Origin of the sequence: Gemella haemolysans, from assembly GCF_001553035.1 — a bacterium.
Lineage (GTDB): Bacteria > Bacillota > Bacilli > Staphylococcales > Gemellaceae > Gemella > Gemella haemolysans_B.
Genome location: NZ_KQ959965.1, coordinates 57,677 through 75,300, shown reverse-complemented (window position 1 = coordinate 75,300; position 17,624 = coordinate 57,677). Strand labels below are relative to the sequence as shown.

The window sequence follows — 17,624 nt, the reverse complement described above, 5'->3', positions numbered from 1 at the left end:
AGATAGATACCTCGTTATTGGACGCTTACATTGCAACTATTGACCAAACACCTTCAAGTAAAACAAATCCCCATTGTTTTCCGATAAATGCATCTATTCCTAAAATTAGAGCACCAATGGCATTTAGTAATAGATAGTTAAGAGAAGTTGTCTTAAGTTTTCCTAATTGACTAAATACAAATCCTATTAGTATTAATAGTGATCCTAAAACTTGTACAATAATACCCATCTTTAACCTCCTAATTTTTAGTAACTTTTATATTTTACCTCAATAGAAGATATAATTCAATACTAATCATCAAGTTTATCAATATTTTGCTTAATAATCTTTTTTGATTCATTAATGTATAGCATTGATGTATCACTGTTAGAATGTCCCATTTGAGTCATAATTATTGGTATATTACCATTAGTTTTTAAAGCTAGTTTTGTACCGTAACTGTGTCTTAATTTATGAGGAGACATTGGAACATTAAAAGCATCTGTATATTTCATTACTAATTTTTGAATAGCTCTTATTGATAGTCCTGTTTTGTTTTTACTAATAAATACATAATCTTCTCTATTAAGTTTAAAAGGTAGGGAAGTAATGTATTCGTTTAGTCTATCTAAAGCAGATTTGGTTATTATTACTGTGTCAACTTTATTACCTTTTCTGATAACATTAATTTCGCTATTTAGAAAGTCTATGTCTTTTACTTTTAAATTAGCAAGTTCGTTAACACGAATACCACTCTTTAAAAATAGTGTTAGTATAGCTAAATCCCTGGCTTTGTCTCTTAAGAAAAATGATTTACCGTGATTAGACAAAGTCTTTTCATATTCAAATTCAACATACTGTAAGAATTCTTCATCTTGAGAATCTAAAAATATCTTTTCTGATATTTTCTTTGATCTTGAAGACAATGTTTCTTTAACACGATTAATCGGGATTTTAAGCATAACATTTCTTTCGAAATAAGCTTTACCTTGCTCAGTTTCACTCGTTACTGTAAGGAACTTATAAAGTGACCTCATAGCAGCTTTATAGTTATTTATAGTAGTTTGACTACGGTATTTACCATTAACTTGTTCACGAGATAGACTCTTAAAATAACTTTCCATTTCTTTTTTTGAAATATTTTCTAATGTAGAAAGACTGACATCTTTAATGAGTTCGGCATCAGATATAGTTTCTCTGATAGTCCAATTTAAAAAGTTCTTATAGGTTTCTAAATATCTGTGTAAAGTTAACGGAGATAAATTGTCATAATATGTATCAATAAAATCTTCTATGTAATCAGGAAACTCTGGAAGTATTTTGTTGATTTTTTGTTTATAATAATCACGTTGATTCATTGGTATTACTACATTCTCCTTAATTTTATAAATTATACATATAATATGTATTATGCGAACAATTATATTATATCATATTTGGCTGGTTCTTTCAATATATGTTTGTCCTCTAATATTTTAATCTTATAATTTTATTTTCTTACTATTAGTTTTTAAGTATTATTATTTTAAATTAATTTTGTATCAAAATATGATATTGTATATTGTATTTCTTAATATTAAAACTAATTACTGTGTTTTTTTGTTTTTTGTCCTCTATAAAAAATATCACCTATTTAAATGCCGTATAAGCGTCCTAAAATTATTTTTTGTATAATTATACAAAAAGAACTAAAAACGCTCAGAATTGATTTAAATGCCTGTTCTTGGTATTTTTCTCATTTTTATATTATTTATCATTAAATTAATGTAAAAAGCTATCTAAGTTTCCTTAGATAGCTTAAAGTTTATCGCTTAATTATACACGCTCAACTTTTCCAGATTTTAAAGCTCTAGCAGAAACCCAAACTTTTTTAGGTTGTCCGTCTACTAAAATTGTTACTTTTTGTAGATTAGCTTTGAATTTTCTTTTATTTGCGTTCATTGCGTGTGAACGAGTATTTCCTGAACGAGCTTTACGTCCAGTTACGTAACAAACTTTTGCCATGAATTAATCCTCCTTTTGGAAATAGTTTATTCATAACATTTACTACATACACAACTAATAATATAACATACCTTAACATAAATAGCAAGTAAAAACTTTAATTTATAATAATTTTCTTTATGCAAACGATGTTATAAACAATATTATAATAAACGCTATGACAGAAGATACTGTTGTTCCTAGTGTCCAGGTCTTAAATGTAGTTTTAAAATCTAAATTCAAATATTGTTTAAATAGCCAAAATCCAGGATCATTTACATGTGAACAGAACATACTTCCTGCCGTGATGCTTAGCATTATAAATACTGGTGAGTAACTTACAGTACCAACTAGTGGTTCGACAATAGCAAGTGTTGTTATTGCAGCTATTGTAGCACTACCTAATGATATTCTTAATATGGCAGCTACTAGGAAACTAATAACAATTGGTGATAGATTAAGACCATTAGTCAGTCTAACAATTTCATCAGTAACTTTAGAATCAACTAATACTTGTTTTAAACCACCTGCAGCACCATTAATTAGTAACACTACTGCAATTGTTTTAAGAGATTGGCTTAGTAATGGAACAATACTTCTTATTCTTAAATGTTTTGTTATCATTAATTCAATAATAGCTATTAATAAACTTATTATTAATGCAGTAACTGGATTACTTATAATTGTTAAGATACCTTTTATTGTTTCTGACAAATTAGGTATACCTAAAGCTATTGTAGGAATCGTAATTAAAAGTACTGGTAATAACATTAATAAGATAGCAAAAGAAGTACTCATAGTTTGATTTTCAATCTTTAGAACGCTTATATTCTTTTCTTTAGTATCTGAACTAACTCTTGTTTTTACTAAATTAGAATTAGTTAATAGTAAACCACCAATAAAAGCTGTAGGAATAGCAACAATTAACCCATAGTAAAATACTTCGGCCATATTTAAATTGAATGTTTTAGTGATAATACTCGGACTAGGGTGTGGTGGGAATAAAGCATGAATAGTTAAAACCCCTATACTTGCGGGAAGGGCTAAATATATCTTATCTAGTTTTAACTCCTTTGCTACTGCAAGAATAATTGGAATTACTAAAATAAAAGATACATCAAAGAATAAAGAAAAACTTATACACATTCCAGCTATAAGTAAGCCTAATTGGATTCTCTTAAGTCCAAATACACTAATCATTTTCTTTGCCGTAATCTCTACTGCACCTAATTCTTCCAATATTTTACCAAACATTGCTCCTAGACCTAATATTAATGATAAATGTCCTAGAAGAGATCCAGTCCCCTTCTCTATAGAATCTATCAATTTATTAGCGGGAAGTCCTAAAAATAATCCTAGAATAATAGCAACTATTAATATTGATAAAAATGGCTCAAAATGTAATTTTGTTATTAAAAATATAAGAGCACTAATACCAATAAATACTAACAATAACTTATAGGAATAATTTCCTAAAAAAAATGCTAATGAAGAGTAGACTATTAATCCTAAGACAATAAATATCTTATCTAATTTCATTATATTCTCCTTAATTTTCATTAGGTAATTATAACATTATTAATATAGATAAGTAAAGATAAACGTTTTATAATTTATTTTTTTAAGATATCAGCTATTTTTTCAAATGTTCTAGAATTTCGTATAGTAATAGAATTATAGAAACTTTCTTTTATTAAATACTTATGATAGGAAGTTTTTAAGTAGCTTGTTTCGTTGGATTTACCCCAGAACACGGCACATTTACCAAAATGAACAGCTTCATCTTGTAGAGGCATTTTTTCTATACGTGCTCTCATAATTGAATAGTCTATTTCATTAGTATAGAATAATACATCTTTTCTATATAAATCGTTAAACCACCAACTCGGTAAGTTATCTAGTTCCTCAAGATACTGACTCTTACTAAGTATTACTTTATTAATTTTAAATGGATAAGTATTCAATATTATTGATATGTTTTGATTAATAGTTTCGATACTATCAGAAGTATCAAATATTATATTACCACTATTTATATATGAAATTACATTGGTATAACCTAAATGTGATATCATCTCTTTAAATTCAGCCATTGAGACTTTATTCTTACCACCGACATTGATGCCACGAAGTAAAAGTACGTATTTCATTAGTTTCTCCTTTTATAAAAAATTCTCTATCATCGAAATAATAGAGAATTTTATTATTATTATTCTTAAATTATGCTCTTGATACGTAAGAACCTTCAGCAGTATTGATAACTAATACGTCTCCTTCTTTAACGAATAGAGGTACTTGTAAAGTGTATCCAGTTTCAACTGTAGCAGCTTTCGTAGCTCCTTGTGCAGTATCACCTTTAACACCAGGTTCTGTTTCAGTTACAGTAAGTTCTACTGTTGTTGGTAAGTCAATTCCTAAGATTTCATCACCGAACATTAAGATTGAAACTTCCATGTTTTCTTTTAAGAAGTTTAATTCATATTCTAATTGTGCTTCAGGTACTTCGATTTGCTCGTAAGTAGCGTTATCCATAAATACATAAGCTTCACCAGTTGAGTAAAGGTATGACATTTTTTGGTTGTTAATTTGAGCTTTTGCAACTTTTTCACCAGCTCTGAAAGTTTTATCGTTAACAGCACCAGTACGCATATTTCTTAATTTAGAACGTACGAATGCAGCTCCTTTACCAGGTTTAACGTGTTGGAATTCCATTACTTTCCAGATATTTCCATCAACTTCGATAGTAACTCCAGTTTTAAAATCATTAACTGATATCATTATTGTATTTCTCCTTTAAATTGTATTAATATTATTATAAATAAATTCTTTTTTAAAATCAAGGTATAAACTAATAATTTTAGTGTAATTTATACAAAGAAAATAAATAAACATTTTTAGTTTACATAAATATATTTATGTAAACTAAAGTTATTTACTTTCTTTTACAGCTTCTACCATGTAGATTCTATTACCTTTTTTAATAAACTTATCTTCATACTCAGTATGAACATTATCTTCTTCATATACACTATTAGTTAAATCTAATGAAAGTCTATTAAAAGTAAATCCATATTTAGCATAGCTCATTACACTGTATTCAAATAAACCTTGATTGTCAGTTTTTTGAACTATTGTTTTGTTTCCATTTAAAATAGCTTCGTAACAAGCTAAAAACGTATGGAATGTTAAGCGTCTTTTCTCATGTCTTGTTTTAGGCCATGGATCAGAGAAGTTAAGATATAATCGATCAACTTCACCTTCAGCAAAATACTCTAATAGATCTTCAGCATTCCCTGAGATAAGCTTTAAGTTTTCTCTATGAGTTTCTTCAACTTTATCTAATAGAAATGTTAAGACAGTTGGTTGTGCCTCCATAGCTATAAAGTTAATTTTTGGGTGTTTTTCAGCAAGTGTATGAATAAACTTACCTTTTCCACTTCCTATTTCTAAGTGTATTGGATTATCATTTCCAAAAATTTCTTTCCATTTTCCTTTATTATCCTTAGGTTGTAAAAATACAACTGGACTATTCTCTAGACGCTCTCTAGCATCTGCTCTATTTCGAACTCTCATTCATGCACCTTTCTATTTTAATTCTATTGTTTTATTAAATAATTGTTTGTTTTCTAATACTTTATCTTTTGAGCCTAATACACAAGTATATGATTTAGATTTGATATTTTCAAATTCTGTTGCTAATTTTCTTAAATCTTCTACTGTTGTATTCTTTATTTCATTTACAAGTTTATCATAAACTTCAAATGGAGAATTTGTGATGTACTTGTTTAATGAATATGCAGCTTGCGCACTTGGTGACATTAGAACATCTAATGAATTTAGTGTACCTATAATATATTTATTAAGATCTTTTTCATCAGCATCAATATTGGCTACGTAGTTATTAATATTATAATATATCTCTAGAGTTTCCGTTAAGTTTGGATCACGATATGACCATAAATTAAAATCACCAAAAGCATTAAATATCACTCCAGAACCATAGGCTCCATTTTTTACACGGACATTATTCCATAAATAATCTAAGCTTAATATATGTCTTAGTACTAAGTGTGTACCAGTGTAATCATTTATATTATAACCAGCACCAACGTATTGAACTAGTGAATCAAAGTAAAAACCTTCAGAATAACCTTGTTCTTCTAATTTAATTTCAAGACCTTTTTGTTTATCTAATTCACTAGGGTATTTAGCTAAATATGAAGATATAGTTTCTTTGAAGTTAGTATATTCTTCTTTATTACCGACAAAGTTAACTAATAATCTAGCTTGATTAAAAATTAGACTTGTAACAGTGTATAACTGTTCTTTAATTTTATCACTATTTTGCTCATAGTTATTTACTAATTCACTTATAAACAAGTAGAAATCATATTCTCCATGATATGAAGCAAGTTTACTTTGAGGATTATAGAAACCACTAATACGACGTGCTACAAAAGCATGTCCAGAATTTTTAAATCTACTTTCTAGCATTAACTTAATTTCTAAGAGAACATTGTATAGTGCTTCTTTATCTTCAAAATCTGCATAAAGTGTAGTTTCATCTAAAATCTTAGCTAGTTCTCCAGCTTTTTCTACTAAATTCTTAGCACTGATTATGAATTTCATTTCACATTCTTCACTCTTATGTTTTCTAAAAACATCTACATAAGAACTAATACCACCAAGATTTGCACCTATTTCTTTTATAACCTCAGCTTCAGTTTTATTTTTTGTATTAAAGTTAAATAATAAATATGATAATACTGATGCATATTGTAACTGTTCAATTTCTAAATCACTTATGTCAAATAGTAATTTAGAATACGAAATACCATTAGTCACAGTATCATAGTGTGAAAAATTTATACCTTTGTATTCTTCAAAGAATGTTTCTTCAAATGGATTTTTTAGCTCTACTTCTTTAGCATCAACACTTTTAATTTTTTCTAAATCTTCTTTTTTATCGGTACTATGTTGCCATTCCTGTAGAGACTTAGTATTTTTAACAATGCTTTCTAATTCAGTTTCTGATAAAGTAGCTTTATATTCAACTAAATCTTTTTCCTTATTTTCTTTTTCTAATGTCGGAATTAAGTGTAATATAGCTTGTTTATTATTTTCAATTAGAAACTGTTTAGCAAGAGTTTCGTATTGTTTATTAACGCAATTTTCTTGTAAATGAGAAATTACGTTGTCTAAATCAAATGCATCTAATATATTATCTTCGCTATATAACCATGTTCTTAATAATCTAATAGCATAAGATACACCCTTAGGTGACGAAGTTTTATTGATCTCTTCCTTGATAGAAAAGTTCTTTTTGTTAATTGAAGCTTGAACTTGCTCATAATCAAAGCCTTTATCAATAATACCTTTTAATAAAGATTTATATTCTGCATCAAGACTTTCTAATTTATCATCGCTTACGTATTTAAAGATAATTGAGTATACAGTTTCTTTACGATCTTTTTGAACGTAACTATATACATCTTCACAAATATTGTTATCAATGAAATATTTTCTAAATTCTGTATTACTACTTCCAAGAAGAATATCATCTATTATATCGATATTCTCGATTTTACTAAACTCATTACTATCACCAAGAATATAGTTATAAGCTACATAAGCTTTATCTTTTACATCTTCGTTAAAATATGTACGTTTAACAATATCCTCAGTAAAGTTTTCTTGAAGTGATAAGTTATAATCGCTATAGTCTTTATAGTCGTAATTATTTAGATAACTATCAATATGATTCAGATATTGTTCAACATTTAAATCACCATATAAAAAGATATAGCTGTTGCTTGGGTGATAATTATAATTATAAGTCTCTAAAAATTCTTCTTGTGAAATTGAAGGGATAGCTTCTGGTTTTCCTCCATAAGAATATTTATAAGAAGTATCACTAAATAGATGTTCCGTTACATATTGATCTAGTACTTCATCTACTGATGAATAAGCACCTTTCATTTCATTGTAAACAACACCTTTATATATCAGTTCATCTTCTTTATCTTCAAGATGATAATGCCATCCTTCTTGGGCAAGTATATTTGGATTGTTTTTTAGATTCGGATTAAATACTGCATCTAAGTATATATCCATCAATATTTCTAAGTCTTTTTCATTTTTAGATGATACTGGATACATAGTTTTATCAGGAAATGTCATTGCATTTAAAAATGTATTAAAAGAACCTTTAAGTAGTTCTACAAAAGGTTCTTTTACTGGATATTTCGCTGAACCACATAAAACAGAATGTTCTAAAATATGAAAAATACCATTATCATTATAAGGAATAGTTTTAAAACTAATGCTAAAACTTTTATTTATATCATCATTTTCAAAGAAAACTAATCTAGCACGAGTTTTTGTATGCTCATAAAGATAAGCATTTGTATTTATATTTTTTAGATATTTCTTTTCTATAAGTTCAAATGTCATATTATTTAATTATTATAGTAGATTACATTTTTAGTAATGTAAGAACGTCATAACCTTGTAGTTTGTCCATACCGTTTAAACCATCTAATTCGATTAAGAACGCAATACCTACTACGATTCCTCCTAATTCTTCTACTAATTTAATAGTTGCTTCAATTGTTCCACCTGTAGCTAATAAATCATCAGTGATTAGAACACGTTGACCTGGTTTAATTGCATCTTTGTGCATTGTTAAAGTGTTACTTCCGTATTCTAAATCATATTCGTATGAAATAACTTCACGTGGTAATTTATTAGGTTTTCTTACAGGAACGAACCCTATACCTAGTGAGTAAGATACAGGACATCCAATAATGAAACCACGAGCTTCTGGTCCTACTACTACATCAACTTGTTTTTCTTTTGCATAGTTTACAATTTGATCTGTAGCGTACTTATACGCTTCTCCATCCGCCATTAAAGTAGTAATATCTTTAAAGCTAATTCCTTCTTTTGGCCAATTTGGTACGATTGAAATGTATTTTTCTAAATTCATTTATTTTTATTTTCTCCTAAATGTTTTCTTAACTCAATTATTATACTATAAAATAAGAAAATAAGCAATTTATAATACTGTTATTATAAGCTGGAAAGCGATAATCCTAAATACTATCTTTTTAATTTATTAGTGTGATAAAATAAAGTATATAATATTTAACGTGGAGGTTAAAATATGAAATTTACATTCTCAGATTCAGCAATTGAATACATATTAAAACAAATTAACAAATCTAATGAGAATACATATGATATAATAATAGACTATGCAGATGGAAATAGTCCTTATAATGAAAATATAAGTGGTTGTCACTGTCAAGTATACGATAAGTATAGAGTATTAATAGTGAGTAAAAATGATGTAAATATTAAGTGGAATAAATATGATAAACAGGTTGAATCTAATCTTGGATCTGTATACTTCCCTTCTTACTATGAAATGATGTTTGATAAAAACAATGTTTTTGACTATAAGGATTTTACTCTTAATTTAAAAAGTGAAGCAGGAATAATTGCTGATCAAGTACAACTAATTATTAAATTATAGTTTAAGTTAATTTTAATAAACTTTGCTAATATATACTCTATTATTAACAATGAAAGGAGAATAATTTGAAATCTTTTCTTAACAGCAGAAAATTAACCTTTATACTATTTTTTGTGTATTTATTCATACTTTCTTGGGTAATCGTGGCCAAAATGGATTGGAATTTATTAAAAAGTAGTAATCTTTCTTGGATAAATCATCCACGAGTTCTACTTCATCCAGGAATAACATGGAGAACAGTTAACTTAATACCATATAGTCATTTTGATATTGTGGAAGTACTGTTGAATATTCTTTTCTTCATACCATTTAGTTTCTACATAAAGATGTTATATCCCAAATCTTCAGGTTTTAGAGCGATAATATTAGCATTTATATTGAGTTTGACTTACGAATCAATACAGTATGTACTGACTATTGGTTTTCCTGATGTAACAGATTTAATTGATAATACTCTAGGAGCGATTATTGGAGTGATTATTATCAACATTATTTCAGTTATCTTTAGAGAAAAATTAAGAATATATATGAATGTTATATTAATACTAGTTTCTGGATACATTATTCATGACATTCTTTATCTTATAATTTAATACAAAAAACGATAGATTCTAAATTAAAATCTATCGTTTTTGTTTTTTATAAAAGTAAATTAATCTACTTTATCTTTTTCTTCTAAATCCTAATGTAGCTAGTACTACTCCTAGTAATCCTAATAATGCAGCTCCTGCACTATTCTCAGCTAGACCAGTTTTAGGAAGTATATTGTTAAATCTTTGTGGAAGTGAATTTTGTTCTTTTTCACCTTTATTTTCTGTATCAGATGTGTTAATAGTATCATTATTTAATCTGTTATAAGGATTATCGTTCTTAGCTTCTTTAGCTCTTGAAACAATAGTATATGTGCTAAAGTGATCTGTATAGAATGTTAGTTTTCCATCACTGTAAGTACTTTGAACTTTCTCTAATTTATCACCATTTACATAGTATACTTCGAATGTTTCATTATCATTAGCAACTACGGTTACAGTAACCGCTCTAGTTTCTCCGTTATTATTAATTACATTTCCTTTATCGTCAGTGAAGAATAAGTCTAGAGTTTTTACTACATTTAGTTTCTCATCAAGATTTTTAACTAATTCTTTTACTTCGTTTACTTTTTGTTCGTTAGAATTTTGAGCAACAAAGTGTATACCAGTAACATCTTTTTCTTTAAATTGAACTTTAACTTCTTCATCACCAGGTAGTTTAGCAATAAGAGTATCAGTTACATTCTTCTTATCCTCTACTGAAGGTGTACTTGGTTGTTCAGAAGGAGACTCTTGAGGCTTCTCTGCTTTAGGTTGCTCAGGAGTTACTTGAGGTTTTTCTTCTGGTTTTGGCTGTTCAGAAGGTGTTGTTTGTGGTTTCTCCTCTGGTTTTGGCTGTTCAGGTGTTACTTGAGGTTTTTCTTCTGATTTAGGTTGTTCAGGTGTTACCTGTGGTTTTTCTTCAACCTTAGGTTGCTCAGCAGGTTTCTCATCTTTTTTATCCTCAACTTTTGGTTCTTCTTTCTTAACATCAGCCTCAACTGTCGTTACAAGTTCAACTAATTTATCGTCGATATTTGTAGCATTTTTTTCGAATAAAGTTTTAGTAATTCTATATTTATCTCCAGCTTTCATATCATTATCAGTAATTTCTGATTTTCTATCATCTTCGTTAGAAACACTTGTTGAACTAAGTTCTTTAACTTCATTACCGCGGATACGTTCTACCTTAGTAACAATATACCAGTTACGACCATAGTCATCACTCTTAAGTAGTTCGGCCATAGGTTTTGTTTGTTTACTTAGGAATTCTTTATATTTTTCTAAACCTTGTAAGATACCTTCTCCGCCATAAAATTCAGAACGACCTCTATACCAGTGTAGAAGATTAAGAATTGTTAATTTTTCATCTTTAGGTTGAATTGTAATCTTATTATCTTTTGCTACAACATTTAATTCAATAGCTTGTTTTTGTGGATAGTAACCTTGTGTTACTTCAGGAGAAATTCCTAATAGTTTTGTATCAGAATCATTATACGGTAATGTTGCTGGTAAATTGTTATTAGCAATATCAAGAATATGTAGACTACCATTTGCTTTAATTAATTCTAGTGGTATATTACTAATTTGGTTATTTACTAATCTTACAGTTGCTTTATTTTTTGCTAGTGTTTTCCATAAATCATCAGATAAACTAGAAATATGGTTGTTATTTAGAGCTAAAGTATTTAATTTAGTGAAATTAACTCCATTTTCTGGAAGTGATGTTAATTTGTTGTTAGCTGCATATAACTGTGTTAAAGAAGTTAAATTAGCAACACTGTCAGGAAGTTTAGTAAGTTCATTGTCAGTTACAGATAAGAATGTTAAACCTGTATTATTTTTAAATAAATCATTTGGAAGTGAAACAATCTTATTATTTGATAAACTTACTGTTTTTAGCTTTTTATTGTTAGCAAATACATTCGCTGGTAATGTTGATAGCCATGATTGACTGAACTCAACAGATTCTAATTCAGAGTTATTTGCAAATAAACCTTCTGGTATATTACCTAAGTTGTTAGAAGATAAGTTCACAGTTTTTAATTTTTTGTTATTAGCAAATAGGTTTTCAGGTAGTTTAGTAACACCATTTCCTCCTAAGTTAATACGCTCAATATTAACTGCATTTTTGAATAAGTCTTCTGGTAATTCACCAAAGTTATTACTATCAGATGAGAATGATTTAACACCAGGTCCCATGTGTTTTAGTAAATCTAAGTTGTAAATAGCACCTTTATCAACTTTTCCATCAATCTCTAATGATCCAATGTTGATATCACCAGTGAAGTTTTTTAATTCATCTTCAGTTACTTTACCATCGTTATTAGTATCTACCCCATTAGCTATTAATTTCTTCTGAAGTAAGTCATCGCTTTTCTTACGTTCTTCATTATTTTTCTCTACTAATTCAAATCCATTCCAGCCTTTTTTAATCTCAGGTTTAAATTTAAGTTTAACAGTAGTATATTTATCAAAGTTTCCTTTATCACTCTCTAAAGATCCCATATAAGAAACTATAACACCACCTAAGTGTACTTGGTCTAGATCTTCAACCGGAAGTGTAAATAACGCTCTGTCGTATTGTCCCGCTGAATTCTTCTCGCCAAAGTTTTCTTTCACACCTGATTCCCATTTACCTTTATTTTGAATGGCAAAATCATATAAACCATGAGCAAATAATGTATTTAACATTGTAATACTCATTTTTCCATCTTTAACTACTAATTTTACATTTTTATCAAAGAATCCTTCTAACATTGAAGTACCTTGTCTTCCATCGGCGTATAAAGCGTTAAATCCTAAAGTATATTCACCATCTTCTAATTTATCAGTAAGTGAATAAGTTTTTTCTTCTTGTTTTTCAGGAGTTTTTTCTGGTGTTGGTTTTTCTTCAACTACTTTATTACCAGTAGTATAAGTTTTACTTTCACTACCGTCATTTGCTTTAAATACAATTGTATTATCTCCATCAAAGTTCCAAGCTTTAAATGCTTTAAGACTTTCTCCACCATCATCGAAAGTAACTATTTGATCTTTCCAGTTTTTACTGAATAGTGATTTATCAAATGCTTTTCCGTTAATAATTACTTCTTTAGTATTTTTAAGAACATCTTCCGCTTTAAATCCATCAACAAGCGAAATGTTTAATTCATCTCCGTACCCGTTCTTTTCTACTTTAGCAACTAAATCTTTTTGAGCATATGATGCGCTAGTAGCTGGCGTATCTTGTTTTGGCTCTGTAGGCTTCGCCTCTTCTTTTTTATCAGTTGATGCTGGATAAGAAATGATAGTTCCATCAACAAGTTTAACCTCTAGTTTATTGCCTGAATCTTTTAAAGCCTTAACTAAGTCTTCGTTAAAGATTCTAATTCCAAGATATTTTGAAGTTTCTACTTTATCTTTGAAAACATCTTTATTTACAGTAGTACCATTTAGAGTCACACTAGCAATTTCATCAACAAAATTATCATAAACTGAAGTGTCAGATAGTTCTAATGTTAAGTGTTTTTCATCTTTCCAGTTTTTACCTTGATCTAATTTAGAAATTGTATATTTAGCATTTGAAACAGGTTTGTTAGAATCAGTAGAAACATCTTTTGTAGGTGTTGAAGCTTCATTACTTGGCTCTACATAACCAGTATCCTCATATGTTGTTTTAGAACCATCTTCAAATGTAAACTCAATTTTGTGCTTATCTTGTTTTTTGTAATGTTCAGTAATAGCTTTATCTGCAGCAGTAACTTGACCATCGTAAAGTTTATAATATTTACTATTTGTATTTTGTTTATCGAATCCGAAATCTTTTCCATCTACTGTAAGTTTAGTTACTTTTGACCAGTAGTTTTTATAAAGATCAGAACCTTCCAAGAAGAAGATTAGAGAATCGTTATCTATTTGTGGTTCTAAGATTTTTAGACCTTCACTAATTAATTTTGGTTTAGCGGTTGGATCTACATATCCTTTATCTTCATATACAGCTTTTGACCCATCTTTAAAAATAAATTCAATTTTATGTTTATTTTGTTTATTATAATGATTAGTTATTTCACTATTATTAACGTAAATAACATTATCAAATAAAGAATAGTTTTTTGAAGAAGATGCCTCACTATTAAATCCGAAGTCTTTTCCATCTATTAATAATTTATCAATTTTATTCCAGTATCTCTTAAATAAAGTATCTGAAGTATCTTGACCTTCAACGGAAATCTCTAGTGATCCACTTGCTCCAATTTCTGGTTCGTAGACTTTAAAACCTGTACTCTGTTGATCTTGTGCATAAACTACATTAGAATCAAGATTTAGTTTAGAATAATTGAAATCAACTGAACCTATACTTAAACAGATAGGTACTGCTAATCCAATTATTAATTTATTATTATATTTTTTATTCATGTTGTTCCTCCATAAAAACAATGATAATCAATATCGATTAATGATAATCATATTATACTACAACAGGATAAAATATACAAGTGAAAACGTTAAAAATAAAAAAAAATTAGAGGTGATCCCTATGAATTTAGCATATAAAATACTGAATTCATAGGAATTACCCCTAGTAAATTTTGTTCATAAATTTGCCACAATGAAAAAATAATTAATATAAATAATTAAAATCTTTTAGTGATTAAATTATAATGTGTCTCGATATCTTCTGGAACTGTAGCATATCCTCTTAGATCATAGTATTCTCCATCTTTTTCCATAACTGCTGTTGGATATGATTCGATCCCAAGATTTAAAGTTCTTATAAAATCAGGGTGAATAGGATTAGAATTTTTAAACGCAATTGTTAATTTTAGAGCAAGATCATAGCTATCTAGTCCATATTTTTCACACAATTCTACATATGTTTGAACATCGCTAAGACTTTTTCCTTCAATAAAGAATTTGCATTGAACGTCATATGCAAAGTGTAAGATTTGTGAATTAGGAATTAGCTCTTTTATCATATCCATAGCAATTGCAGGATGAACAGAGTTTAATACCATTTCACCTTCTTCAAGTATTTCGTTATATTTTTCTCCAAATTCTACATTATACATTTCAGATATTTTTTTATTTCCTTCCTGGAAATATCTATATTCTTTGATTCTTTTACTATTATCTCCAATGAATAATCCACCAGAAATTATTTCAATTTCTACATCTGTATGATTCTCATAAAATTTAGTGAATATTTTATCGAATCCATAACACCAACCACAGTACGCATCCCAAAAGTATAAAATTTTCATTTAAATCTCCTTCTAATTTACATTAAACTTCAAGTATTTTATTAATATTAGTAATACTCTCTTTTAAAAGTAACTTTTCAACTTCAAATATATTTTCCATTCTTATAAAACTTGATGATTTTTTCAAATCAACAGTTTTATAATCTGGATTAAGTATTATAGTGTTATTTACAAAATTAATTAACTCTAGTTCTTTAAAAATTTGAATCATAATTTTTAAACTATCTACATTTGTTTTTAATACCACTAGTAATTGATCTAATTGTTGAGCTACGTTTATTTGTTTGTTATTTGTTGAAAGTATTAGATTAAATAATTTAATTAATCTATTTTTATCAATAAGATATACGTCAGATAAAACTTGTTTCTCTTCACATATTAAAAACACTTTTTTAGGTTTTAGATTTATTATTTTGTATAGATATTCTTTAGAAGTTGGTATATCTAGTAAATAAATATATTCAAATTCCTTGTCTATTAAGCTATCTAAATCCTTATATTGATAGAAATTATTATCTTTATCATCTCTGTGTTTAGAGAGTTTTAAACAATTGGTATCAATATTTGCAATATCATAGTTTATGAATCTCAAATCTTCGAATAAAAATTCTTTAATATGTATATCTATAATATGAGCCTGTAATTTTGTACGACCATTAAAGTTATTTTTATCTATGTTACACAATAAGTCAATAATATCGTTTTTCTCAACTTTATCAAAGGTTACACTGTCTTTAAAAGTAATACAGTCTAAATTTCCAACCTCATCTGCTATTGTTAATCTTAAATATTGTTTTTCAGAACCAAAGTGTGTTTTATTCAGAACCATTGCATTTTCTATTAATACAGTAGGTTTTTCAAAATCCATACCATATGGTTTTAGAGCATCTAATGAATTTAGAAATTGATAACTAATATCTTCTAATGAAGTAACAATATCGATATTCTTATTAGCTTTCAAATCATTATTTTGTTTAAATTCTTCAAATTCCTTATCTAAAAATTCTTCAATCTTTTCAAAATTAGATTTTTCAAAAGAGAAACCAGCAGCCAATGTATGACCACCGAATGCTAAGAATAAATCTGATATTTTGTTCATTGCTATGTAGATATTAAAATCAAAAATACTTCTCGCAGAGCCCTTAAGTACCCCTTCTTTTTCGTTCATAATAAAAACTGGTTTCTGGTATTTTTCAACAATATTCGATGCTACAATGCCTAGTACTCCTTCGTGGTATTCACCAGAAACCATAATAACATTCTTTTGTTTTTTTTCTGAATTTTCAATTTTACTTATTACGTCTTTTACTATATCTTCTGTAACTTGTTTTCGTTGAATATTATATTGTTCAATCTGTTCAGCTAAAGCTCTTGCTGTTACAGGCTCCTCTGCCATAAGAAAAGTTAATCCTAATTTAGCGCTATCCATTCTACCGATAGAATTTAATTTAGGTGCTATATAAAAACCTACAGTTTGCTCATCGATTTTTGTATCTATACCTGATAATTCAAGTAGCATCTTAAGACCTATTCGAGGGTCATCATTTATTAATTCTAGTCCCTGTTTTACAAATATTCTATTTTCATCTGTAATTGAGACCATATCTGCTATTGTACCAATTGCAACTAAATCCAATAAGAAATCAGGGAAGATTTCCAATAATGCGTGGGCTAGTTTAAAAGCAACCCCTACTCCAGCTAATTTCTTGAATGGATAGTTACCTTCTGGATGTTCAGGATGAATTATTGCATATGCATTAGGTATAGTATCTTGAATTTTATGGTGGTCTGTTACAATAACATCACAACCTAATTCATTAGCTAAATCAACTTCTTCTACACCTGCAATTCCGTTGTCGACAGTAATAATTAGAGTTATTCCTGAATCAATAATCTTTGTAAAAGCTTCTTTGTTTGGGCCATACCCTTCCTCAAATCGATTTGGAATATAGGAGGATACATTTGCCCCCATAGATATTAATGTTTCTACTAATAACACTGTTGATGTAATTCCATCTGCATCATAATCTCCATAGACAAGAATTTTCTCTTCATTTTCTATAGCTTCATTTATCCTATCTACAGCTTTTTGCATATCATGCATTAAAAATGGATCATAACCTTCTTCATATTCATCAGAGAAATACTTTTTAACGGAATTCATATCTGTAATATTTCTTGCATTTAATATTTTGGCGATATTTGTAGAAATACTATAAGATTCTAATTCTTTGATAAAATTTTCATCATAATTTGGATATATCCAGTTATATTTTATGCCCATTTTTTCACCTCTTTTCTTAAAAAGTTAT

Annotated in this window: 14 protein-coding genes; 2 read left to right on the top strand and 12 right to left on the bottom strand. The window is 28.1% G+C overall.

Features of this window, described 5'->3' with window-relative positions; translation table 11 throughout:
* Window positions 1-25: 25 nt before the first annotated feature.
* The 9 genes from HMPREF3186_RS05855 to HMPREF3186_RS05815 form a co-directional block, all read right to left on the bottom strand.
* On the bottom strand, window positions 26-229 hold the full coding sequence (locus HMPREF3186_RS05855) for a CBU_0592 family membrane protein (RefSeq protein ID WP_060914344.1): 204 nt from the start codon (window positions 227-229) through the stop codon (window positions 26-28).
* A gap of 62 nt (window positions 230-291) precedes the next feature.
* Entirely contained in the window at window positions 292-1,338 is a 1,047-nt protein-coding gene (gene xerS / locus HMPREF3186_RS05850; protein WP_060914343.1) for a tyrosine recombinase XerS, read from the bottom strand.
* A 457-nt stretch (window positions 1,339-1,795) separates the two neighbouring features.
* Entirely contained in the window at window positions 1,796-1,984 is a 189-nt protein-coding gene (gene rpmB / locus HMPREF3186_RS05845) for a 50S ribosomal protein L28 (protein WP_003144993.1), read from the bottom strand.
* 117 nt (window positions 1,985-2,101) lie between these two features.
* Window positions 2,102-3,502, bottom strand: coding sequence for a GntP family permease (locus HMPREF3186_RS05840; protein ID WP_060914342.1), 1,401 nt, complete (start codon window positions 3,500-3,502; stop codon window positions 2,102-2,104).
* Window positions 3,503-3,576: 74 nt separating this feature from the next.
* Window positions 3,577-4,113: a DUF1697 domain-containing protein gene (locus HMPREF3186_RS05835; protein WP_060914341.1), complete on the bottom strand. Its 537-nt coding sequence runs from the start codon at window positions 4,111-4,113 to the stop codon at window positions 3,577-3,579.
* Window positions 4,114-4,183: 70 nt separating this feature from the next.
* A complete protein-coding gene (gene efp, locus HMPREF3186_RS05830; RefSeq protein WP_003145634.1) occupies window positions 4,184-4,741 on the bottom strand; it encodes an elongation factor P in 558 nt (185 codons plus the stop codon).
* A gap of 150 nt (window positions 4,742-4,891) precedes the next feature.
* Window positions 4,892-5,536, bottom strand: coding sequence for a tRNA (guanosine(46)-N7)-methyltransferase TrmB (gene trmB / locus HMPREF3186_RS05825; protein WP_060914340.1), 645 nt, complete (start codon window positions 5,534-5,536; stop codon window positions 4,892-4,894).
* 12 nt (window positions 5,537-5,548) lie between these two features.
* The gene (locus tag HMPREF3186_RS05820) at window positions 5,549-8,416 is read right to left on the bottom strand and encodes an insulinase family protein (RefSeq protein WP_060914339.1); all 2,868 of its coding nucleotides are present in this window, start codon (window positions 8,414-8,416) and stop codon (window positions 5,549-5,551) included.
* A gap of 22 nt (window positions 8,417-8,438) precedes the next feature.
* Entirely contained in the window at window positions 8,439-8,951 is a 513-nt protein-coding gene (locus tag HMPREF3186_RS05815; protein ID WP_003144963.1) for an adenine phosphoribosyltransferase, read from the bottom strand.
* Between the two features lie 177 nt (window positions 8,952-9,128).
* On the opposite strand from HMPREF3186_RS05815, the gene HMPREF3186_RS05810 reads away from it, so the two are divergent.
* Both HMPREF3186_RS05810 and HMPREF3186_RS05805 read left to right on the top strand, forming a co-directional pair.
* The gene (locus HMPREF3186_RS05810; RefSeq protein WP_060914338.1) at window positions 9,129-9,500 is read left to right on the top strand and encodes an iron-sulfur cluster biosynthesis family protein; all 372 of its coding nucleotides are present in this window, start codon (window positions 9,129-9,131) and stop codon (window positions 9,498-9,500) included.
* 113 nt (window positions 9,501-9,613) lie between these two features.
* Window positions 9,614-10,093, top strand: a complete 480-nt coding sequence (locus HMPREF3186_RS05805; RefSeq protein ID WP_269446632.1) for a VanZ family protein — start codon at window positions 9,614-9,616, stop codon at window positions 10,091-10,093.
* Window positions 10,094-10,162: 69 nt separating this feature from the next.
* On the opposite strand, the gene HMPREF3186_RS05800 is transcribed toward HMPREF3186_RS05805, so the two are convergent.
* The 3 genes from HMPREF3186_RS05800 to recJ all read right to left on the bottom strand — a co-directional run bounded on the left by HMPREF3186_RS05800 (window position 10,163) and on the right by recJ (window position 17,596).
* The gene (locus HMPREF3186_RS05800; protein ID WP_060914336.1) at window positions 10,163-14,467 is read right to left on the bottom strand and encodes a leucine-rich repeat protein; all 4,305 of its coding nucleotides are present in this window, start codon (window positions 14,465-14,467) and stop codon (window positions 10,163-10,165) included.
* A 218-nt stretch (window positions 14,468-14,685) separates the two neighbouring features.
* Window positions 14,686-15,312 (bottom strand): DsbA family protein, encoded by a 627-nt coding sequence (locus HMPREF3186_RS05795; RefSeq protein WP_060914335.1) that lies wholly within the window; start codon window positions 15,310-15,312, stop codon window positions 14,686-14,688.
* Between the two features lie 22 nt (window positions 15,313-15,334).
* On the bottom strand, window positions 15,335-17,596 hold the full coding sequence (gene recJ / locus HMPREF3186_RS05790; RefSeq protein WP_060914334.1) for a single-stranded-DNA-specific exonuclease RecJ: 2,262 nt from the start codon (window positions 17,594-17,596) through the stop codon (window positions 15,335-15,337).
* Window positions 17,597-17,624 lie beyond the last annotated feature (28 nt).